17 protein-coding genes and 1 pseudogene are annotated in these 21,005 nt (G+C 62.6%); 6 read left to right on the top strand and 12 right to left on the bottom strand.

Going from position 1 to position 21,005, the window contains the following annotated elements:
* Nucleotides 1-35: 35 nt before the first annotated feature.
* Both ACL0K2_RS06365 and ACL0K2_RS06360 read right to left on the bottom strand, forming a co-directional pair.
* Nucleotides 36-1,118, bottom strand: a complete 1,083-nt coding sequence (locus ACL0K2_RS06365) for a serine hydrolase (RefSeq protein WP_045163029.1) — start codon at nucleotides 1,116-1,118, stop codon at nucleotides 36-38.
* The gene (locus ACL0K2_RS06360) at nucleotides 1,115-2,155 is read right to left on the bottom strand and encodes a serine hydrolase (protein ID WP_413044054.1); all 1,041 of its coding nucleotides are present in this window, start codon (nucleotides 2,153-2,155) and stop codon (nucleotides 1,115-1,117) included. Before ACL0K2_RS06360 ends, ACL0K2_RS06365 begins: the two co-directional genes overlap by 4 nt.
* A gap of 235 nt (nucleotides 2,156-2,390) precedes the next feature.
* On the opposite strand from ACL0K2_RS06360, the gene ACL0K2_RS06355 reads away from it, so the two are divergent.
* The 3 genes from ACL0K2_RS06355 to ACL0K2_RS06345 all read left to right on the top strand — a co-directional run bounded on the left by ACL0K2_RS06355 (nucleotide 2,391) and on the right by ACL0K2_RS06345 (nucleotide 5,317).
* Nucleotides 2,391-3,662 carry an acyltransferase family protein gene (locus ACL0K2_RS06355; protein WP_413044053.1) on the top strand — a complete coding sequence of 424 codons (1,272 nt, stop codon included), beginning with the start codon at nucleotides 2,391-2,393 and terminating at the stop codon, nucleotides 3,660-3,662.
* The gene (locus tag ACL0K2_RS06350; protein WP_413044052.1) at nucleotides 3,662-4,408 is read left to right on the top strand and encodes a DUF72 domain-containing protein; all 747 of its coding nucleotides are present in this window, start codon (nucleotides 3,662-3,664) and stop codon (nucleotides 4,406-4,408) included. The genes ACL0K2_RS06355 and ACL0K2_RS06350 overlap by 1 nt, the downstream gene beginning before the upstream one ends.
* Nucleotides 4,409-4,534: 126 nt before the next feature.
* On the top strand, nucleotides 4,535-5,317 hold the full coding sequence (locus tag ACL0K2_RS06345; RefSeq protein WP_045163026.1) for a dienelactone hydrolase family protein: 783 nt from the start codon (nucleotides 4,535-4,537) through the stop codon (nucleotides 5,315-5,317).
* Between the two features lie 13 nt (nucleotides 5,318-5,330).
* On the opposite strand, the gene ACL0K2_RS06340 is transcribed toward ACL0K2_RS06345, so the two are convergent.
* On the bottom strand, nucleotides 5,331-5,927 hold the full coding sequence (locus ACL0K2_RS06340) for a hypothetical protein (protein WP_045163025.1): 597 nt from the start codon (nucleotides 5,925-5,927) through the stop codon (nucleotides 5,331-5,333).
* A 220-nt stretch (nucleotides 5,928-6,147) separates the two neighbouring features.
* Nucleotides 6,148-6,337: pseudogene (locus ACL0K2_RS06335) on the bottom strand (NAD(P)-dependent oxidoreductase); the annotation flags it as partial.
* Nucleotides 6,338-6,676: 339 nt separating this feature from the next.
* On the opposite strand from ACL0K2_RS06335, the gene ACL0K2_RS06330 reads away from it, so the two are divergent.
* Nucleotides 6,677-7,867: a sugar transporter gene (locus tag ACL0K2_RS06330; RefSeq protein WP_413044051.1), complete on the top strand. Its 1,191-nt coding sequence runs from the start codon at nucleotides 6,677-6,679 to the stop codon at nucleotides 7,865-7,867.
* A gap of 119 nt (nucleotides 7,868-7,986) precedes the next feature.
* Here the strand turns inward: ACL0K2_RS06330 and ACL0K2_RS06325 are convergent, their stop codons facing one another.
* Together ACL0K2_RS06325 and ACL0K2_RS06320 are read right to left on the bottom strand one after the other, a co-directional pair.
* Nucleotides 7,987-9,300, bottom strand: a complete 1,314-nt coding sequence (locus ACL0K2_RS06325) for a methyl-accepting chemotaxis protein (RefSeq protein WP_413044050.1) — start codon at nucleotides 9,298-9,300, stop codon at nucleotides 7,987-7,989.
* Nucleotides 9,301-9,422: 122 nt separating this feature from the next.
* A complete protein-coding gene (locus ACL0K2_RS06320) occupies nucleotides 9,423-9,839 on the bottom strand; it encodes a septal ring lytic transglycosylase RlpA family protein (RefSeq protein ID WP_413044049.1) in 417 nt (138 codons plus the stop codon).
* 169 nt (nucleotides 9,840-10,008) lie between these two features.
* Between ACL0K2_RS06320 and ACL0K2_RS06315 the strand changes: the two genes are divergently transcribed.
* A complete protein-coding gene (locus tag ACL0K2_RS06315) occupies nucleotides 10,009-12,153 on the top strand; it encodes a TonB-dependent siderophore receptor (RefSeq protein ID WP_413044048.1) in 2,145 nt (714 codons plus the stop codon).
* Nucleotides 12,154-12,175: 22 nt separating this feature from the next.
* Here the strand turns inward: ACL0K2_RS06315 and ACL0K2_RS06310 are convergent, their stop codons facing one another.
* The 3 genes from ACL0K2_RS06310 to ACL0K2_RS06300 all read right to left on the bottom strand — a co-directional run bounded on the left by ACL0K2_RS06310 (nucleotide 12,176) and on the right by ACL0K2_RS06300 (nucleotide 15,780).
* Nucleotides 12,176-12,952, bottom strand: coding sequence for a transporter substrate-binding domain-containing protein (locus ACL0K2_RS06310; protein WP_413044047.1), 777 nt, complete (start codon nucleotides 12,950-12,952; stop codon nucleotides 12,176-12,178).
* A gap of 113 nt (nucleotides 12,953-13,065) precedes the next feature.
* A complete protein-coding gene (locus ACL0K2_RS06305) occupies nucleotides 13,066-13,761 on the bottom strand; it encodes a hypothetical protein (protein ID WP_413044046.1) in 696 nt (231 codons plus the stop codon).
* A gap of 18 nt (nucleotides 13,762-13,779) precedes the next feature.
* Nucleotides 13,780-15,780 (bottom strand): peptidase U32 family protein, encoded by a 2,001-nt coding sequence (locus ACL0K2_RS06300; protein WP_413044045.1) that lies wholly within the window; start codon nucleotides 15,778-15,780, stop codon nucleotides 13,780-13,782.
* A 427-nt stretch (nucleotides 15,781-16,207) separates the two neighbouring features.
* On the opposite strand from ACL0K2_RS06300, the gene ACL0K2_RS06295 reads away from it, so the two are divergent.
* Nucleotides 16,208-18,235 carry a TonB-dependent siderophore receptor gene (locus tag ACL0K2_RS06295; RefSeq protein WP_413044044.1) on the top strand — a complete coding sequence of 676 codons (2,028 nt, stop codon included), beginning with the start codon at nucleotides 16,208-16,210 and terminating at the stop codon, nucleotides 18,233-18,235.
* Between the two features lie 455 nt (nucleotides 18,236-18,690).
* Here ACL0K2_RS06295 and ACL0K2_RS06290 read toward each other — a convergent pair whose 3' ends face one another.
* The 3 genes from ACL0K2_RS06290 to ACL0K2_RS06280 are packed head-to-tail and all read right to left on the bottom strand — an operon-like array spanning nucleotide 18,691 to nucleotide 20,920.
* On the bottom strand, nucleotides 18,691-19,026 hold the full coding sequence (locus ACL0K2_RS06290; protein ID WP_413044043.1) for a DUF3325 domain-containing protein: 336 nt from the start codon (nucleotides 19,024-19,026) through the stop codon (nucleotides 18,691-18,693).
* Nucleotides 19,023-20,621, bottom strand: a complete 1,599-nt coding sequence (locus tag ACL0K2_RS06285; protein ID WP_413044042.1) for a PepSY-associated TM helix domain-containing protein — start codon at nucleotides 20,619-20,621, stop codon at nucleotides 19,023-19,025. The genes ACL0K2_RS06290 and ACL0K2_RS06285 overlap by 4 nt, the downstream gene beginning before the upstream one ends.
* On the bottom strand, nucleotides 20,618-20,920 hold the full coding sequence (locus ACL0K2_RS06280; protein WP_045163016.1) for a hypothetical protein: 303 nt from the start codon (nucleotides 20,918-20,920) through the stop codon (nucleotides 20,618-20,620). Before ACL0K2_RS06280 ends, ACL0K2_RS06285 begins: the two co-directional genes overlap by 4 nt.
* Between the last annotated feature and the right edge of the window lie 85 nt (nucleotides 20,921-21,005).

The raw sequence follows: 21,005 nt of genomic DNA, 5'->3' as shown, positions 1-21,005 counted from the left end.
GGCCGTGGTTTGAGGCGTTGCGCGGCGTGAAGGGGTCACTCGGGCTTGCCCAGCAATGCCTGGGTTATTGCCTGGCCGAGCTGCTCGAAGGCGGCGCCGGCTTCCTTGTCCTCGTCCATGGCTTCGGCGCAGGCCACGACGATCACGGTATTGGTCTGATCCTCCGACAGTGGGTCGATCACGCCCACATGGCAGGCGCGTTCCAGTTGCGTGCCGGTCTTCTGAATGAAAGGTACGTCGCGCGGCAGCCCCGCTTCAAGGCGGTAGGCATCATAGCGGTCGAGCTTCATGTTCTTGAACAGGAGGTCCCGGCTGGATTCGGAGAGCAGCTCGCCGCTCACCAGCTTTTCCAGCAGCGTGCCGTAGGCCTCCAGCGTGCTGGAGTTGAGCTTGCGTGCGTAGTAGCGCTCGTAGGCCTGCTCCATGCTGTCCGCCTCGAGCTCATCGGGCGAGCGGTTGAGCACTCGTGCCACCGCCTCGTAGCGCGGCTGGCTGAACGGGGCGGAAGCCAGCTTGACCAAGTCGAGGTTGTCCAGCTCGCGCGCGTCCGGGTGCAGTTCGCCATAGACGTCACGGCGAACCTGGGTGAAGTCGGTGATGCGCTCGAAGCCCTTACCGCCCATGTTCTCGTGGGTGCGCTCGTTGAGCCGGTCCTCGCCGACCAGCCGAATCAGCATGTTGGCTGCGGTGTTGTCGCTCTCGATGAGCATCTCGTTGAGCAGGGTGCGCACCGAGTACGCGACGCCGTTGTCTTGCCAGACCAGATCGCCGGAGCCATCGACCTTGTCGCGGGCTTCGAGGGCCAGCTCATCGTCCAGGCTGTGTTCGCCCTCATCGACACCCTGCAGCACCGCCACGGCGATCGGTACCTTGACCGCCGAGCCGAGGTACCAGAATCGATCCGCTTCGTAGACGAAAGCCGTGCCGTCGCCCAGATGTTTGACGTATAGCCCCAGCCGCCCTGGCGAGCCTTCGTCGATGCGGCGCATGTCCTGTTCCAGCTCATTGCGCCAGGAGTCCGAATAGGCCTGTTCCCGGTACGCCCAAAGCGCTATGCCGAGGCCGATCAGCACGGGCAATGCGAGAAGCTTTCCGTTGCCGAGCGCGACGCTTGTCATAGGCGTAAGACTCCGGAGGCGGTAATGGCTTCGCCGGCACCCCGCAAGGCGCGTTCGGCCTTCACGGTCGAGGCGGCGCCGCGCACGCAGGCGACCACTACGATGCGGCCGGTGGCCTCGGCGACGTGGAACGGGGGCGGGGCAATCAGACCGGCATCGCAGATTCGTGCCACCTGAGTGCCGGTTTTGTGGGCATAGCTGACGGTGGCCGGCAGGCCGGCCTTGATGCGCTGGTCGCCGGTCTGCACCCGTGTCATCACGCCCAGCAGATATTCGGTGCTCGCCCGGGACACGGCCTTGCCGGCCACCAGCGCCGCGAGCAAGTCACCGTAGGCCTGCAGCGTGGCGGAGTTGTTCGGGGTGGCGTAGTAGCGTTCGTAGGCTTCGCGCAGGCGAATGGCGCGCAGTTCGCTTTTTGGCACGCCGAGCAGTCTGGCCAGCAAATCCAAACGGCCGGCTTCGCCGCGCTGCTGTTTCAGGCGCAGAAAGTCGCGGCCCGACAGCTGGCGTGCGGCGGGGTGAAATTCGCCGTAGATGAGCCGCCGCACATCGGCGAGGGACGTGATGGGGCCGAAGCCCTCCGGGACCAGCTCGGCGGTGACGGCATTGACCGCCTCCAGCCCGACCAGGCTGATCAACATGTCGCTGGCGGTGTTGTCGCTGTGGATCAGCATCTGATCCATAAGATAGCGCACGCTGAGGCGGGTCCCCGGCGCATGGCTGTTGGTCGGCCCGGCGCCGTCGACGTAGTCGGACTCCATCAGCCGCACGGTGCTGTCCAGGCTCAGCGCGCCCTCGTCGACGCGGCGCATGATAGCGATCGCCACCGGTACCTTCACGGTCGAGGCGAGGTACCAGCGTTCATCGCCGTGATAGGACGCCGATACGCCGCTGTCGAGATCCTTGACGAAAACGCCCAGCTCGCCGGGCGTGCGCTCGTCCACCTCGGCCACGCGCTGGAGAAATTCTTCCGCCCAACTGAAGCCTTCCTGGGCGCAGGCCGGCAGCGAGACATTGAGGAGGAGTACGGCCAGCATCAGGGAAAGGGTATGGCTAGCGGGAAGGCGATTAATGACTCGGGACAGCACTGCGGTCGGACCTCCTGCAGGATGGGTTCTGCCGTTTTGACCCCAGCCGGCGTGGCCCGTGCGCCGCTCAATAGTAACTAAATTCATCCGGCGCACCGCCGCTGCGCTCGTTGATCGAACGACTGACCGCCGTTGTGCGTCCTAGTGCTGGGATGTTCGCCGGTCTTGGATGTAGGAGCCTCGAGTGGAGCAGGTCAGCAAGGACAAATTCATCGGGCTCGAGTGGCTGCGCTTCTCGCTTGGTCTGTACATCGTGTGTTTCCACACCCTGCACAACTATGCCGAGACCTCGTTGCCCGACTGGGTGGCGGATCTCACCGGCGTCGGCTTCTTCGCCACCAGCAGCTTCTTCGCGCTGTCTGGCTTCCTGCTGGCGCATGTCTACTGCCAACAGGGGCGGATGCGCGAGCCCGGACGGAGTTTCCTCAGCCGGCGCTTCGCCAATCTTTACCCGTTGCACCTGTTCTCGCTGGCGCTGACGGCCGTGGTGCTGCTGATCATCTCCAACCTTGGCATCCCACCGGACGACACCAAGGCCACGCTGCGATTCGTCGTCTATGACACCAACGAGGACCTGGGCGACGCCTCGCGCGAGACGTTGGAGCACTTCATGAGCAATGGCGAGCTGCTGCTCAATTTCGTACTTCAGCTGTTCATGCTTCAGGCGTGGAATCCCTATTACCTGACTTTCAATCCGCCGCTCTGGTCGATTTCGACCCTGTTCTTCTTCTACCTGACTTTCCCGTTGCTGGCGCCCCGGTTGATGCGTACGCCGCACAAGGTCGTCTGGCTGGCCGTGGTGGTGCTGCTCTATCTGATCCCGCCGGTGTGGGTCATCCTGCAGCAGGAGTACGGGACTCCCTTCACCGGCATGCTGCACCGCATGCCTTTGCTGCGTTTGCCGGAATTCCTCGCGGGCATTCTCGCCTACGGGCTGTTTCGCGAGCACCAGACCGCCGGCCGCCTGCCGAACAGGGCGCTGCGGCTGCTGATGGCCGGGTTCGTCCTGTTCTGCTTCCTGCTCGCCATCTGGCTACTCAAGGGCGAGAAGTACTGGTACTTCCTGCTGCACAACGGCTTGCTGTTGCCTGCGCAATTGATGCTGATCTATCTGTTCGCCTTGATCCGTATGCCTAAGCGCGAGCGGCTGAACGTCTGGGCGCAACGCCTGGGTACCGCGTCCTTGCCACTGTTCGTGTTGCACGTACCGGCATTCGTGCTGTTCTCGCGTATGGAGAAACTGCTCGGCGTGGCTTCGGCTCGTTGTCTGGACGACTGGGCGGCCTGTGCCGCCCAAGCCGCAGAGCAGACGTTGTCGCTGAGGCTCTACCCGCTGTATCTGCTACTGACCGTCGTGCTGTGTGTCTGGGCGCAGGAACACGCTGTGGTGCCGGTGCGAAAGTGGCTGCTCAGGCGGCTGCCCGTGCAGACGAAGCATGCTGAGGGGCGAGCTTGATGCGCGCCGTAGCCGGCCTTCATCTCGGCACTGCGGGCTGGAGCCTGCCGCGTGAACAATGGCCGCATTTTCCGGCCGTGGGCACGCACCTGCAGCGCTATGCCGCTCGGCTGCCGGCAGTGGAGATCAACAGCTCCTTCTACCGTGCGCACCGGCCGGCGACCTATGCGCGCTGGGCCGACAGCGTACCGCCCGGCTTTCGCTTCAGCGTGAAGGTGCCGAAGCAGATCACCCACGAAGCGCGCCTGGTCGGGTGCGAGGACTTGCTCCAGGCCTTCCTGCATGAGTGCGGGCATCTTGGCGAGAAACTGGGTTGCCTGCTGGTGCAGTTGCCGCCCTCGCTTGTCTACGAAGCAGGCCGTGCCGAGGCCTTCTTCGATGCGCTACGGGCCCGCCATGAGGGCTTCGTGGCCTTCGAGCCCCGCCACCCGAGCTGGCTCGAGTCCGAAGCTCTGCTTCAGCGCATGCGGATCGCACGGGTCGCCGCCGATCCGGCGCCATTTGCCGAGGCGGCCGATCCGGGTGGTTGGGCCGGCCTGCGTTACTACCGGCTACACGGCTCGCCGCGTCTTTATTACTCCTCCTACGAGCCCGAATGGCTGTGCCGATTGGACGCACGGCTGGCCAAGGCTCCGGTCGATGTGCCGCAATGGTGCATCTTCGATAACACTGCCAGCGGCGCCGCGACAGCCAACGCCCTCGCGCTGGACGAGTTGCGATCCGGTGGTCGGCACCCATGCGGATAAGGGCATTACGGCTGGCCGGCCGGGTTCGGCCGACATAAATCGAAACGCTCTCCCGGCCAGTCGGTAAAGCGCCTGCGCGGATTTCCTCTACTGTTGATGAACGCGTTCACGAGAGGGAGTCCGTCGATGAAAAAGTCATGCTTGGCCTTGGCACTGGTGGGATCGATTGGAGCCGTCGAGGCGGCAACCGTCGTCAAACCGCTCGCCTACGAGATCGACGGCGAGCCTTTCGAGGGGCTGCTCGTCTATGACGATGCGGTCACTACCGCGCGGCCCGGCCTGGTGATGGTGCCCAACTGGCTGGGCGTGACCGAGCGTTCGGCGGAGAAGGCGGCGCGTGCGGCTGGTGAGAAATACGTAGTGTTCATGGCGGACATGTACGGCAAGGCCGTACGCCCCTCCAACCCCGACGAGGCCAAGGCGGCGGCCTCCTCGGTACGCGGCGATCGCCCGCTCATGCGCAAGCGTGCTCAGGCGGCGACGGATGCATTAAAGGCGCAATCGATAGTGCCGGTCGACACCGGGAGAATGGCGGCGATCGGCTTCTGTTTCGGTGGCGGATCAGTGCTCGAACTGGCTCGATCCGGCGCGGAACTTGACGCTTTCATATCGTTCCACGGCAACCTCGATACGCCCGATCCCGATGACGCTAAACAGATCAAGGCGCCCGTGCTGGTGCTGCATGGCGCCGATGATCCGGCTGTTCCGCCGGAGCAGGTCGAGGGATTCATTACCGAAATGAAAGCCACCGATGTGGACTGGCAACTCGTGAGCTACGGCAACGCCGTGCACTCGTTCACTGATCCCTACGCCAACGTACCGGGTCGCAACGAGTACAACCCGGAGGTGGCGAAACGTGCCTTCGCGGCGATGAACGACCTGCTCGACGAAGTGTTCACGGCGCCGTGAACGCTGCTCATGGTCAGCGCGGAATGATTCTGACCCGTCCCGCCGTGTTGTCGCGGCGCGAGGCCTTGTCATTCTCGGCGCGGCCCGGGACCGAGCCGTCGTCCGCGCCGCGATCCGCGCTGGCCATACCGTTGAGCTTGCGCTCGTCTTCGCTGACCGAGGCGGCTTCGGGATAGCCGGTGGTCAGCGTCTCGGTGCTGGCGGTGACCGGAGTCGCTTCGTCGCTGCCCCAGCTTGCGCTGCGCTCGTCGATATCGATCGCACCGTTTCGCTCCATGATGCGTTCCACCATCGAGACCTGGCTTTCATCGTCCAGGCTGACGGTCACCACCGTCGAACCGCGGCGAGCCGCCTCGGGATAACGGCCGGCATGCTGGCTGGAACCGTCTCCAAATACCTTGTGAAAGAAGCTGCCGATCTTGTCGGCGACCGTCGCGTCTTCATCCGGCTCTTCGCCGATCACTTCCACCCGGCTGCTGTTGACCGTCTCCGGATTGAACGACGCGGAAATCTGAATATCCGTGCTGGCCACGCCCTGGCTCAGGAGCTCGGTTTTGACTTGCTCGGCTTCGGCGTAGCGGTCGAAAGCCGCGATGAGGATCTGGGGCATGACTTCACCTGTTTCATGGGCAGCGCTGGCTGCGATTGAGATACGGGCCGGGCGTCTTGCCAGCCTTCCTCAGTCTTGGGCGCGACAGGCTCGACGATGGTTCCCTGCGCAGGGGTTACGCGATGCTTCGACAGGCCGTCATACGCCACCGTGGCCGCTCAGCCGTTCACCACTTTCCCGCCGTTGACATGAATGGTTTGGCCGCTAACGTACGATGAGTGACGTCCGCGCCCTCGCGGGCGAATGCACCGCCGCGGCGCGACCGATGCCGCTGTCGCCATCACTGACCAGCGCGACCTTGCCGCTGCCCTTGTAGCTGTCGCGGATGAATTCGGCGGGCGGGTTCATTTCACTTTTTCTATGCCGGGCTGGCGGTCCTGTTTCTGCGCGGGGATTTTTGGGTGGGCCATGACTGCTCCCAAGGGGCTGGGTCGGTCTAGTTACGGCTGATACCCGCCAGGAAAGTTTCGGTCGGGTGCCGAGTGGAGGGCCTCGCTTCTCAGCGAAGGTGGCCGCTGGTCGCCGGGGTCGCGCGGCACCTGACAGCGCTCCGCGCCAGGCGTAAAATCCGCGCCGCTCAGACCTGCCGCCTGAATTTTCTTCCGTCCCCGTCCCCGCGCTTGCTCGAGGCTGCGGGCGACCTCGTCGTTCGGCTTCAGGTGCATCCACTTTTTCATCACCGTCCTTCGCGCTGACCTCCGTTCCGGAGGCTCTGGCGGACGAAGGCATTGCTTTTCAGAACTGCCCGAATGAACGAAACCCAAAGCGCCACCGGCGGAAGCTGGCTCAGTGTCGTCGCACTGGCCCTGGCCGCCTTCATCTTCAATACCACCGAATTCGTCCCGGTCGCCTTGCTCAGCGATATTGGTCGCTCGTTCGACATGCCACCGTCGCAGGTCGGGCTGATGCTGACGATCTACGCCTGGGTGGTCGCGCTGATGTCGCTGCCGATGATGCTGATGACACGCAACGTCGAACGGCGCACCTTGCTGATGTTCGTCTTCGTGGTGTTCATCGGCAGCCATCTGGTGTCGAGCGTGGCCTCGAGCTTCGGCATGCTGATGGTCAGTCGTGTCGGGATTGCCCTGGCGCATGCGGTGTTCTGGTCGATCACAGCGTCCCTGGCGGTGCGAGTGGCGCCGCCGGGCCGGCAGGCGCAGGCGCTTGGGTTGCTCGCGACAGGCAGTGCGCTGGCCATGGTGCTGGGCATCCCGCTGGGGCGTGTGGTCGGGGAGATGCTGGGCTGGCGGACCACCTTTCTCGCTATCGCGATCATCGCCAGCCTCGTGGTGATTTGCCTGGCGCGCACGCTGCCACTGCTGCCGAGCCAGAACTCCGGTTCGCTGCGCAGCCTGCCGGTGCTGTTCCGCCGCCCGGCGCTGGTCGCCACCTATGTGCTGACGGCCCTGGTCATCACTGCGCAGTTCACCGCGTACACCTACATCGAACCCTTCGCTCAGACCATCGCTCACCTGAGCGGCGACATGACCACGGCGCTGCTGTTGCTCTTCGGGGGTGCCGGTATCCTCGGCTCGATGCTGTTCAGCCGATACAGCACGCGTTATCCGAAGGGGTTCCTGATCGCGGCGATATCGGTCATGGCAACCTGCTTGCTGCTGTTGCTGCCCGCTGCGCGTGACAGCTCGCTGCTCGGGGCGCTGGTGGTGGTGTGGGGTATCGCCGGCATGTGCTTCGGCCTTGGCCTGCAGGCGAAGGTGCTGAACCTGGCGTCGGATGCGACGGACGTGGCCATGGCGATGTTTTCGGGTATCTACAACATTGGCATAGGCGCAGGCGCCCTGATGGGCAGTCTGGTGGTGCGTCAGCTGGGCCTGGCGAATGTGGGAATGGTCGGCGGGTTGCTGGCGCTGGCGGGCGTGGTGCTCTGCTGTTTCGCCGCCTATCGCTTCGCGCGGCCGGTGGAAACGGCGGTCGGCTGAGGCGTCAGCTCGCGCGGGGTGCCGAGCGAGGCGGTCCCCGGCAGGCCTTGGCCGCCTCGGGCTAGCAGAACGCCGGCCCTGCTCGAGTGCAGGGCCGGCGGCTTGGGGTGCGGGTGGCGTCAGTTCAGTTCGTTGGCGAAGCGACCGACCGCGCTGACGACCTGTTTGGCGCCGTCCTGGATCTCGACGATCACGGCACCGGCCTGGTTGGCCAGTGACAGCCCTTCGGCCGCCTGTTCCCGGCTGTTGGCCATCTCCCGCACGGCGTCGTCGACCAGGGTCTGGTTCTTCTGCACCACGGCGACGATCTCTTCGGTGGCTGCGCTGGTCCGGCCCGCCAGCTGGCGAACTTCGTCGGCCACGACCGCGAAGCCCCGGCCCTGTTCGCCGGCGCGTGCCGCTTCGATGGCCGCATTGAGCGCGAGCAGGTTGGTCTGCGCGGCGATGCCGCCGATGGTCTGGACGATCGAACTGATCAGCAACGATTGCTGGCCCAGGGCTTCGATACCCTGGGTGGCCGATTCCACCTCCGCCGCGATGCGCTGCATGGTCGCTACTGTGTCCTTGACCACGACAGCACCGCGTTCGGCACGGGTGTCGGTCTGCCGGGAGACGTCATAGGCGATACTGGCCGCCTCACGCACTTCTTCCTCACGCGCCACCTGATCAGTTACCACGCTGGCGAACTTGACCACCTTGCAAAGCTTGCCCTCGGCATCGAATACCGGGTTGTAGGTCGCTTCCAGCCAGAGGTCGCGCCCATGGCTGTCGATACGCTTGAAGCGGTCGGCGACGAACTCGCCGCGATTGAGGGTTTCCCAGAACGCCCTGTACTGCGTGGACGAGGCCTCTTCCTGGGTGCAGAACATGCGGTGGTGCTTGCCGACGATCTGCTGGAGCGAATAGCCGGTGCCCTTCAGGAATTGCTCGTTCGCGGTCACGATTGTGCCGTCCAAGTTGAACTGAATGACCGCGGTCGAGCGTAGCAGGGCCTTGATGAAGGCTTCGTTCTCCTTGGCCAGCTGCAGCTCTCGCGTCACTTCGCGGGCGAAGCCGCTCATGTGCTGCAGCCCACCCTTCGCGTCGCGGATCGGATACCACTCGATGTGCAGCCAGACGAGGTTGCCGTTGCCGCCCAGGAAACGATAGTTGTCGCTGATGGGTTCCATCCGGGACACGGCGCTGGTGAAACTCTTGAAACAGGACAGGTTCCTCACATAAGCCGGCACGATGTCGGTCATGACCCGGCCCTGCAGCTGACTCACGGGGTAGCCGAGGGTCTGCGCGAAGCGCTGGTTCATGGCCATCATGCGGAAATCGCGATCGAGCGTGATGGTGAGCTTGGTGGCCTCCATCTGCTCGCGCAGCTGACGTAGCTGCAGCAGCTCCGCGGATTGTTCTTCGAGTTGTTTTTTGAGATGGCCGTTGAACATGTGGCACCGAAAGGTGAGTTGGTGTGCCAGCTCTATCGGCGCTGCCTCCGGGTTCTTGATGCAGCTCGTCCGCGGCCAGCGGCAAGCGGTCGTTCAGCTTGCCTCCGCCATGGTCGCTCTGCTCAGTCAGCCCGTTCGAGTCGAACTCGGATCACCCCGGCGCGGGTGCTGGCGATGCGCTGGAATGCCGCTTTGGAGAGGTCGATGACGCGTCCGCGGACATAGGGGCCGCGGTCATTGATGCGCACCACGACGCTCTTACCATTGCGGGCGTTGACCACCCGGACTTTGGTTCCGAACGGCAGGGTACGGTGGGCGGCCGTCAGCGCACCCTGGTCGAAGCGCTCGCCGCTGGCTGTGAGCTTGTTGTGGTGCTGACTGCCGTAGTACGACGCCTTTCCCGAGCCGATTTGCTCGCCCGCAGGCGATGGTGGCGCGGGACTGGGGACGGATCCAGGCTCCGGGGTCGGCGTCGCGCAGCCTGCGAGCGCAGCGACCAGTGACAGGGTGATGATCCAGCGAGCTGATCCGTTAAGCATGTTCAGTCCTTGGTTTGCCGGCGGGACCAGGCAGGCGTGCCATCCGACGATGTCGAGATTGAGATCACGTCCGGCTCCCACTCAGGCTCTTTATAAGAATTATTCTCGAATGCGAGCCGTGTGCGTTTGGTGGTGGTAAATTGCGAATCCTTCTCATCGCCAACAGGGTTTGTCCGTGCATTCTCCGCTTCCGCGCCACACCGGCGCGCACATTTCGCGCTGCCTGCTACTGTCCTTTTCCCTCAGCCCGCTGGAACTCGCCATCGGCGCTGAACAGCAGACAACAGTATTGCCCGAAGTTCAAATCGTCGGCGCGCCTGTCGAATCGGACCTGGGCTACGGGGCGCGGCAAGTCAGCAGTGCGAGCAAGGGGAGTGTGCCGATCCGTGAGGAGGCGCAAACGGTTAACGTGGTGACGCCGCAAGTCATCGACGACTTCGCTGTGCGATCGCTGGACGATGCGATGAAGTTCGTCAGTGGGGTAAGCCAGAGCAATACCCTGGGCAACACCAAGGATGCGTTCATCAAGCGCGGTTTCGGCACCAACGCCGATGGCTCGTTTCTACGCGACGGTATCCGCTCCAGCCTGTCGCGCAACTTCAGCGCCACCACCGAGCGCGTTGAGGTGCTCAAGGGCCCAGCTTCGCTGCTTTATGGCGCGCTCGATCCGGGCGGGTTGATCAATGTGATCAGCAAACAGCCTCGCTACAGCCAAAGCACTACGCTGGGCGGCTCGCTGTACAGCGAGGATGGCGGCAGCGTCTCTATCGATACCACCGGCCCGCTGGGTGATAGCGGCTTCGCCTATCGGCTGATCGCCGAGCGACAACACGAGGATTACTGGCGCAATTACGGTGTTGATGAACACAGCCTGGTCGCGCCCTCGCTGAGTTGGGTCGGTGAGCGTGCCAGCCTGACCCTGGCCTATGAATACAACGACTACTCCAGCCCCTTCGATCGCGGCACGGTGTTCGTCGATGGGCACCCAGCGGATGTCGACTACGACAAGCGTCTGGATGAAACCTGGGCGAAAGCGGTGGGTATCAGCGAGACCGCGATGGCGCGTTTCGAATACGAACTGAACGACAGCTGGAAGACGCGGCTGATCTACGGCTGGAACAACGACCGCTACGGGCTATCCATCGCCCAGCCGATCTCCTTGTCAGCCTCGGGACAGCTGACCCGCGCCGCCAACGGCGCCCACTATGACTATGAAACCCGCTACGCCAGCTGGGATTTCATTGGCAGGGCCGAGCTGTTAGGCCAGCGTCACGACCTGCTGGTCGGTGTCGACAATGAACTCTCCGACCAATATCGCGGCAAGACCTACCGCAATCCCAACGCCACCCGCCGCGCCATTGATATCTATGAACCAGTGCAAGGTGATCTGGCCCCACCGAGCGTGGTCAGCGCCGCGCAAAGCAATCAGCGCAGCGAGCTGCAATCGACATCCTTCTACGTCAAGGACAACTGGCACCTCGATGAGCGCTGGATTCTGGTACTGGGCGGGCGTTATCAGACCTACGAGCAGCACGCCGCGCAGGGGGTTGGGGCGAATCACAAGGTGAATCTGGATAAGCGTGATCACACCTCCGTGCCATTTGCCGGGCTGGTGTATGAGGTTAACGACGCGCTGTCGCTGTATGGCAGCTACAGCCGCTCATTCGTACCCAACACGAGCATGGACGATGCCGGCAATACTTTCGATCCGGAGCAGGGCCGCAGTGTTGAGATCGGCGCCAAGTACGAGGTTGCGTCCGGCCTGAGCGCCAACCTGGCGTTGTTCGATATCAAGAAGGACAACGTGGTGACCAGCACTACGGTCGGGGGCGTGACGGTCAGCGATGCGGCGGGTACCGTCGGCTCGCGCGGCCTGGAACTGGACATTACCGGGCGCCTCGCCGAGCGCTGGGACTTGATCGGTACCTACGCGTACACCCGGACCGAAATCCTTGACGACCCCGAAGACGAGGGCAACCGCCTGACTCAGGCGCCGGAACACACCGCCAGCCTGTACCTGACGCACCACCTGCGTGTGCCGAGCGGTCTCGGCCAGTGGCATGCCGGCGGCGGCGCGCGTTACGTGGGCGAGCGCGCCGGCAACAACGCCAACGACTACTGGATGAGCAGTTACACGGTGGCCGATGCTTTCCTGCGTTGGGAGTACCCGCTGCTCGGTCAGAAGGTCCGGCTGCAGCTCAACGTAGACAACTTGTTCGACAAGCACTACTACCCGTCGAGCACCGGCAGCCAGTTGCAGGTCAACGTCGGCGAGCCAAGAACCGCACGTTTGAGCGCCAGCGTGACCTTCTAAACGTGCGGCTCATCCCGGCGCGTCATTCGCCGGGCTTGGCCAGCCAGCTATCGGCGATGCGCTTGTACTCGCCGGTCGCCTTGGTCAGGTGCAGCCATTGGTCAACATAGGCCTTGAACGCCACGTCGCCACGCGGTAGCAAAAACGCCTTCTCGCTGTATTGCAGCGGCTTGTCGGGGTTCACCGCGCACAGCGTAGGGTAGTTGCGTTGTTGGTACTGCGCCTCGGACGAGTCGGTGATCATCACGTCGGCCTTGTTATCGGCGACGGATTGGAATATCACCGTGTTGTCGTGGAACAGCTCCAGCTGTGCCTTGGGTAATTCGCGATGGACGAAGGCCTCGTTGGTGCCGCCCGGTGGCTCGATCAGACGGACCGAAGGCCGGTTGAGCTGTTCGATGGTCTGGTACTTCTCGACCTCGTCGCAGCGGACGAAGGGAATCTTGCCGTCCACCGCGATCGGGTCGCTGAAGAACGCTTTTTTCTGCCGCTCCAGCGAAATGGAGACGCCGCCGACGGCCATGTCGCACTGAGCCAGGAAGTCCGGCATCAGTGTCTTCCAGGTCGTCGGCACCCACTGGACCGTCACGCCGAGCGACTTGGCCAGCGATTCGGCCAGGGCGATGTCGATCCCCTCGTACTGCTTGTCGTCGCGCAGGAAGGTGTAGGGCTTGTAGTCGCCGGTCGTGCAGACCTTCAGCGTACCGCGCTGTTGGACTTGATCGAGTACTGAGGAAGAGGGTGCGGCGAAACTCACGCCGCTGGCCAGCAAGACGCCGGCCGCCATCAGAGATCTCATGGTTGTTCCTTGCAAGGCGGGCGCAGCGGCCCGGTTATTGTTCTGGGTCCGCAAGATACGGCGGACAGCTGAAACGTACCGGACGCAGGCAGGTACTCACAAGGCCGAACAGATCACGTGTGGCCTTTCATGGCCTCGGGGTGGCGCGCTATGTCCAAGGCCGCCCGCTCCAGATGGCGTTGGATCACGCGGTCGCGGTGCTGGTTGCTGCGGAGGCCATCCAGCACTGAGCAAATCAGATATGTGACCAGTGCCAAGGCGAACACGAAGACGACGCCTTTGCCGGCGATCCAGGTATCAGTGAGTTTGATGACGTCGGTCGACAGGCTGACGATCGCCGAAACGAGCATGACGATCACCAAGTTCTGGGAGATCCAACGTTCCTGCGCCGGTTGGCCGGCAAGCTCGGCGATGCGTGCCAGTTCGTCGATATCCGCGGCACCAAGTCCACGGGCGAGTAGGGCGTCCCTGAATAGCGCATAGCGGAGCAGCTCCTCTCGTCGCAGGAAGCTGTAACGATGCAGCGTTTCGCGCGCATAAATATCTCGGAAGTGCCAGGCACAATAGCGCTCGCGGGCCAGCACCATGCCAAACAGGGCCAGCGTCGTGCCCGCCAGTGCAGCCAGCCCTTGCAGCGGCGATTGGCCATTGAACCAGGTGCTGACCAGCAATACGCCGACAGCCAGCGTCAGTCCCCAGGACGGCCAGACCATGCGAAGCCCACCCCGCACGAAGCTTGCCTTGAACACGCTGGGGTGGCACTCCCGATAGAGCGAACGAATTTCCGCCCATGTCGCGATTAAAGTCATGGCGGTGCCTTTCGAGCTTCAGGCGTGCGGCTTGCTGCGAATGGTCTTTTTCAGGTCGTCCGGCGTGATATGCCCGACAACGCCGCTGGCGCTGCCCGGCTGCGGGAGATTGAGAATGTTGCCCTTGATCTTGCCGATCACGTGCATCTCGCAGGGCTTGCAGTCGAATTTCAAGGTCAGCACCTCGTCGCCGTGCACCAGCTGCATCGGCGCGACTTTGGTGCGCACGCCGGTCACGCCCTTGGCCTGCTTCGGGCAGAGGTTGAACGAGAAGCGCAGGCAGTGCTTGGTGATCATCACCGGGACTTCACCGGTTTCCTTGTGGGCCTCGTAGGCCGCATCGATCAGCTGCACGCCGTAGCGGTGGTAGAAGGCGCGGGCTTTCTCGTTGTAAACGTTATAGAGAAATGACAGGTGCGCTTCCGGGTAGACCGGCGGTGGCACGCTGATGGCCTTGCGGCTGCCCAGCGGGCGAATCGATTCGCGGGCTTCGGTCAGCGCCTCTATAGTTTCGCGGCGCAGGGCCTTGAGCTGCGAGTTAGGGATGAAGAACGCCTGCGGCGCGTCCACGTCCACCTCTTCGGCGTGGTAGATCGTGGTACCGAGCTGGCTCAGCAGATCGGCAATCTGACCGGGCACCTGCTCGGGCTTCTTCGCTTCGCCGAACGGGCCGGCCAGTGAGACGCTGACATAAGCGCCTTCTTCGCTGGTGACATGCAGTTCGAGCTCATCGGCGCGCAGTTTGGCCAGCCAGCGCACGCCGATACGGCGCTCGGCGGAGGTCTTGAGCAGGGCGTTCTGCCAGTTGTGATCCAGGTTGCGGTTTAGCGGATGATTCGGCCGTAACTGGCGCAGCGCAGCGGGCATCTCGTTGGGCTCGACCCGGTACTGCAGGAGCTGCTGGCCGTCTTCTTCGAACTGCCCCAGCGGCTCGACCACGCTGGCGCGAAAGCCCACCACCTCGCGTTTGACCAGCACGTTCAGGCCGTCACCGTTGGATAGCGGCTCGCGGGTCTGCACGGTGAGGTCGTGCTTGCCCACCTTGAGCACTTCGCCCACGGCGAGGCCGGTGAAGGTCGGCGAGTCGAAGGCGCCGATGTCGATCTTGCGATCGGTCACGAAGTAGTCGGTGCTGCCGCGGTGGAAAGTCTTGTCCGGGTCCGGCACGAAGAAGTGATCGGTGCGGCCGCTGGAGGCGCGGGCCAAATCAGGGCGGTCTTCGAGGATTTCGTCGAGGCGCTGCCGGTAGTAAGCAGTGATGTTCTTCACGTAGCTCACATCCTTGTAGCGCCCCTCGATCTTGAATGAACGCACACCGGCATCGACCAGCGCGCGCAGGTTGGCGCTCTGGTTGTTGTCCTTCATCGACAACAGGTGCTTATCGAATGCGACGACGCGGCCCTGGTCGTCCTTCAACGTGTACGGCAGACGGCACGCCTGGGAGCAATCGCCACGGTTGGCGCTACGCCCGGTCTGGGCATGGGAAATGTTGCATTGCCCGGAAAACGCCACGCATAGCGCGCCGTGGATGAAGAACTCGATGGCTGAATCCACCTCATCGGCAATCGCGCGAATCTCCTGCAGGTTCAGCTCGCGGGCCAATACCAACTGCGAGAAGCCGGCCTTGGAGAGGAACTTGGCGCGCTCCAGGGTGCGGATATCAGTCTGGGTGCTGGCGTGGATTTCGATGGGCGGGATGTCCATTTCCATCACGCCCATGTCCTGCACGATCAGCGCATCGACACCGATCTCGTAGAGCTCCCAGATCAGTGTGCGCGCGGCTTCCAGCTCATCGTCATGCAGGATGGTGTTGATGGTGACGAACACCCGCGCATGGAACAGATGCGCGAATGTCACCAGCTCAGCGATGTCCGCCACGCTGTTCTCGGCGTTGTGCCGCGCCCCGAAACTCGGCCCGCCGATGTACACCGCATCGGCGCCATGCAGGATGGCCTCGCGTGCAATAACGGTGTCCCGAGCAGGGGAGAGCAGTTCGAGATGGTGTTGGGGCAAGGACATGGGCGCGGACCGGATGCAGATCGAAGGCGCGCATTGTAAAGACTTACGGACCATTTGGGACGGCCGCTGGGCGAGTGCGTCGGGTTGATCCTTCGCTGGGGTTTGGCCGAGGCCGAGAGAGCACCGCTCCTGTTTACCTGCACCTGAATGGGCATTGGAGCGCTCGGGCGGCTAAAGCAAAGCCCGAAGAACATTAGCAGGTGATGAGTTTTGTAAAATGATTACGTTTCTTATTCGCGATTGATTATTATCTCGCCGCGAAACGCACAACATCCTCGCACAAAAATTACAAGGCGCGCTGACACGCCTCCCACACTTAAGGAGCCCAAGTATGACTGGTAGTAAGGCCCGGCTTGATCAAGCACAGACACCTTGGCGACGTACCACCACCGCGCTCTTGTGCTGCGCGCCGCTGGTTGCTGCGCCTTTGAGCGCCAATGCGCAAGAGTCGAGCGGCAGGAGTGTCGATGAACCGTATCGTCTTGCGCCCATCATCGTTAATGCCCAGGCTGCCCCCGACGATGATGCGAACTCGGTAGTTGCCAGGGAGCTTTGGGTAGGCGGCAAGGTCGCAACCAGTATCCTCGATACACCGGCCTCGGTTTCAGTGGTTACAGAAAAGGAAATCGAGCAACGCAGCGCCAGTACCACCGAAGAGGTTCTGCAATACACTCCTGGCGTCATCACCGATTTTTACGGCACCGATGATCGTAACGATTACTTCAAAATCCGTGGCTTCGATGCCACCACTTACCGTGACGGGCTGACCTTGGGCTCGATGCGGGGCGTTCGCGAAGAGCCTTTCGCCTACGAGCGCGTTGAAGTGCTGCGCGGTGCGAACTCCACACTGTTCGGCCCGGCAGATCCAGGTGGCTCGGTGAACTTCGTGAGCAAGCAACCCCGGTTCGAGAGTTTCGGCCAAGGTTTCGTGACCTACGGCTCCTTTGATCATAAGGAAGCCGGCATTGATGTTGGCGATGCTCTGAACACCGACCAAACCTTGGCATACCGCCTCACCGGCAAGTTTCAGGACAGTGAGCGCGAATACGATAACTCCAAGGACGATGACGAGTTCTTGATGGGTGGCCTGACGTGGGAGCCGACAGCATTCACCTCGGCCACCGTCATCCTTGACTACCTCAACCGTGACAGCACGCCAAACAGCGGTGGCTACCCGCTTGATGACGAATACGACCGCAGCGACTTCTTCGGCGAGCCCAGCTTCAACTTCCACGATGTCGAGCGCACCAGCGTGACTGGTACCGTGACCCATGATTTCGACAACGGCTTCACCCTGCGCAGTAACCTGCGTTACAGCGAGCTGACCGACAGCTTCGGCTACGTCTACATCACCGATTCCGCCGCCCGGACGGGCACGGTGGTGGACCGCGACTACTTCGGCACCGATAGCGAAGCCCAGGAATTTATAGGCAACGTGATGCTGCAATACGATGCCCGCTTCGAGCGCATCGACAGCAGCACATTGGTGGGCGTCGAGTACCGTGATGCATCGACTGAAGAATCTTCTTTCTACGGCGACGCCACTTCGATCGACCTTGCCAATCCGGTGTACAGCGGCGCACCGACCAGTCTGAATGTCTACGCTCGCTATGACCGGGACTTCAAGACTAAATCAGCTTTCGTGCAGCAGAACTTTTCCATCGACCGGTTCATCGTGACTGCAGGTGTGCGCAACGATCGCCTGGATCTGTCTGAAACGGGCATCTCTGGAGCCTCCGCCACGTCTGACTTCTCGGAAACCTCCCTTCGCGGCTCGCTGACCTACAAGGTCACCGATGAAATCTCCACCTACGTCAGCATGGTGGAATCTGTCGCGCCGCCTGATGTGGGTGTCAATCCAGAGCACGGCAAGCAGTACGAAGTCGGCGTGAAGTACGCGCCTGCTGGCACGAGTTCGCTATATTCAGCAGCCATCTACGACCTCAATCAGGAAGACGTGACCATCGCTATCGTGCAGCCCAACGGCACCATCGAGCGCGAAACCGTGGGCGAATCACGTGTACGTGGCCTTGATCTGGAAGCCAAGACGGAGCTGACCGCCAACCTGAGCCTGATTGGTGGCTATTCGTACATGGAATCTGAAGTAGTGCGCGGAACGCTCCGTAGTGGCACGTCCATCGAAGGAAACGAGTTCACCGTCGCGCCGAATCATACGGCGTCACTCTGGGGCTACTACACCTTGCCGGGCACGGAGATGAGCGTTGGTCTGGGTGCCCGTTACACCAGCGCCTATTACTTCGACGCTGAAAACACCTCTGAGAGCGACGCGGCTACGCTCTTTGATGCCGCTTTCAACTACCGGATCGCCAAAGGCACCGACCTAGCGGTCAACGTCAGTAATCTGCTGGACGAGCAGCATGTGGTCGGCTCGGCCACTGCGGACTACTACAACCCCGGCCGTGAAATCAGTGCAAAGGTTAGCTACAACTGGTAAGCGGTGCCCTGAAGATCCTTGCCGCTACGGCGAGCTCGGATCTTCTTCAGACCGTGCCGCTTTTTACGCTGTGAAACGGAAGTGGCACAACGGTCAGCTTCATCTGCGCTCGATCATACCGCTGCGATGTGGGGATACCGTCTTGCGAGCGGCTTGATTACCCCTGAGCGAACAGCCGACACCAGGCTCGCTAATTCTCGCTTTTCTGTGCCGAACCGGCCGAGACGCTATGCGTTATATCGGGGAAGCAGCTCGTCGCCGGCACTACTCCGAGCAGCTTCACGGACGCGTTCCGGTTGGGCAGAGGCACGCGTCATTCGGTCAGCTCCGTGCAGGCCTCCCGGTGGCCAGATTTGACGTGGTGTCCTTTCGGTCCCGGGCCGCGCCGGTTCGAGCAGTGACCGTTAAGCTATGGCCGGATCAGTCCGCTGCCTGCTCCAACCATCGTGCCTACATCACACCCAGGCGACGACTATCCACAGCAGAACACCTACCACGGGCAATCTGACAACCAGGCGCGGCGCGTAAGGAATCAGCATGAGCAGGGCGAAGCCGGCAAGCGAGATCAGGCCAAACCAGCCAACCAGCGCCATGCCGCCGGGCCAGACGTCGCCAGCCGTGTAGACCGCCAACCCGAGCAGCAGACTGCCGAGCGGGGTGCCGAGGCGGCGCAGCCGGGCGGGCGCTCGCGAGCTGACCAGCTGCTTCCAGTGCCGTTCCATACCGAGGCAGAAACCCAGCATGCCGCCATAGGCCAAGAGGAGGCTGGCAAACAAAGCTGAGCCGTTCATGACGAGGCTCCTGGAGCGGGGTGGTTGAGTGGGGTGGAACGCGCCTTTCTGGCGGCAACGGCGTTCGGGATTCGCCAGGCTGTCCAGGCGAGCGTCAGCCCTATCACCGACACGCTGGCGACAAGCGATAGACGCATGGGATCCAGCGCCGGGCTCGCAGTCATCAAGTCCAGTAGTGGCAGTCCGATCGACAATCCGGCGGCAACGAACAGCTGCTCGCGCCAGGCGCGCAGCGGCTTGCGGACCCAGCCGTGTAACCAGCTCAAAGCCCAGACGCCGAAGAAAAGCCGCAGCTCCCAGTCTTGCCGACCAGCCAGTTCCGACGGCAGCAAGCGATTACCCCACAGCAGCGCAACGCAGGCCAGCGAAAGCCCGGCGACGATCGCTACGTTTAAGCTCTCGACCATCCTCAGGAAGTGCGCGTTGGCCTTGGGCTGCTTGCGTTGTTTGACGGTATAGAGCACCAGTCCCGTACCGATCATCGCGCAGCTGATCAGGCCGCAGACGAAGTACAGCCAGCGCATTGGGTAGCCACCGAACTGGGCGAAGTGCAGGCCGGCCATCACCCGCTGGGTCAGTAGACTGGGGCGAGAAGGTTCTGGTGCCTGGATCAGCTCGCCGGTGACACCATTGAAGACCATGCCTTCACCCTTGGTCAGCTCGATGCGATTACCCAGCACGGGACGCGCCGTGACCAGGGCGTTGGCGCGGCCTGGGTTGCTCACCGCCAGCGCACCGATCATACCCTTGCCGTAGTGCGCCTCGGCACGGCTGACGATTTCACCCAACGCCAGTAGAGGGGCTGCCGGCGCGGAGGCTGGGTTGTCGCTGCGACCTTCGACACGCCTCGCTTGCTGCTCACGCGTGTTCTGTTGCTCACCTCGACCTTGCTCGGCAGCACGGGCTGGCTGCGCCTCGCGGAAGTAGGCTTGACGATCGCCGTCATAGAGGGCGTCTACCGCTGCTGGCATGTAGATCAGGAAGAAAATCACCAGGCCGGTATAGACGATCATCAGGTGGAACGGCAGCAGCAGGACGGCGCTGGCGTTATGGCCGTCGAGCCAGGAGCGTTGGCCTTTGGCGGGGCGGAAGGTAAAGAACTCCTTGAAGATTTTCTTGTGAATGACGATTCCACTGATCAGCGCCACCAGCATTGCCATGGCTGCGAACCCGACCACCCAGATTCCGAGCAGCCGCGGCATATGCAAGGTGTAGTGGAAATGGAAGAAAAAGTTGCCGCCGATGGTTTCACGCGCGTGGATGGTCTCGCCAGTCAGCGGATCCAGCTGAGTGCCACCACCGCCCCGGCGCCGCTCGCCGACGGATACGCCGAGATTCGGCGAGCGCTCGGTCGGCAGGTTGATGTTCCAGTTCGACTCGTCGCCGTGGTGCGCCGTCAACCAACGCTGCGCGACGTTGGCGGCGGCCGCCGGTGATTGTGCCCGATCGGTCAGCTCCGGCTGCATCCACCAGTTGATCTCCTTGTCGAACACCGCCAGGGTGCCGGTGAGAAAAATGGCGAACAGCACCCAACCGAGCAGCAGTCCGCACCAGGTGTGCAGCCACGCCATGGATTGTGTCAGGCTGCGTTTCATCGCAGGACCTCCAGCAGTTGTGGCCAGAAGCCGACGCCCGCCATGGGTATGGCTAGGCACAAAACGATCAGCACGCGTCGCACCGAGGCGGCGGAAAACGTCCACAGAATGAATACCAGATAGATCACGAACGACAGCAGCGAGGCGGCAGTCAGTGCATCGATCCGGTCCAGTGGCAGCAGCCGCGCGAGGGCGGCGGTCGCGGCGTAGGTGAAGGTATAGCCACCGAGGATGGCGAGGGCGGTACGCGTGGCGATGTCTCGCCAGTTACCACCCGGTTGCGATGTGGAACGGGTCACGACGAGCTCCGGAACCGAACGAATCCATACGGAAAATACCCAGCCGTTGCTGCGTTAGCTGGCTGGGCATTGAGTCTGTGTTGAG

This window comes from Pseudomonas sp. YJ42 (assembly GCF_047225135.1).
GTDB lineage: Bacteria > Pseudomonadota > Gammaproteobacteria > Pseudomonadales > Pseudomonadaceae > Stutzerimonas > Stutzerimonas stutzeri_E.
Note: the sequence above shows the minus strand (reverse complement) of the source record. Positions and strands in the feature narration are given on the sequence as shown.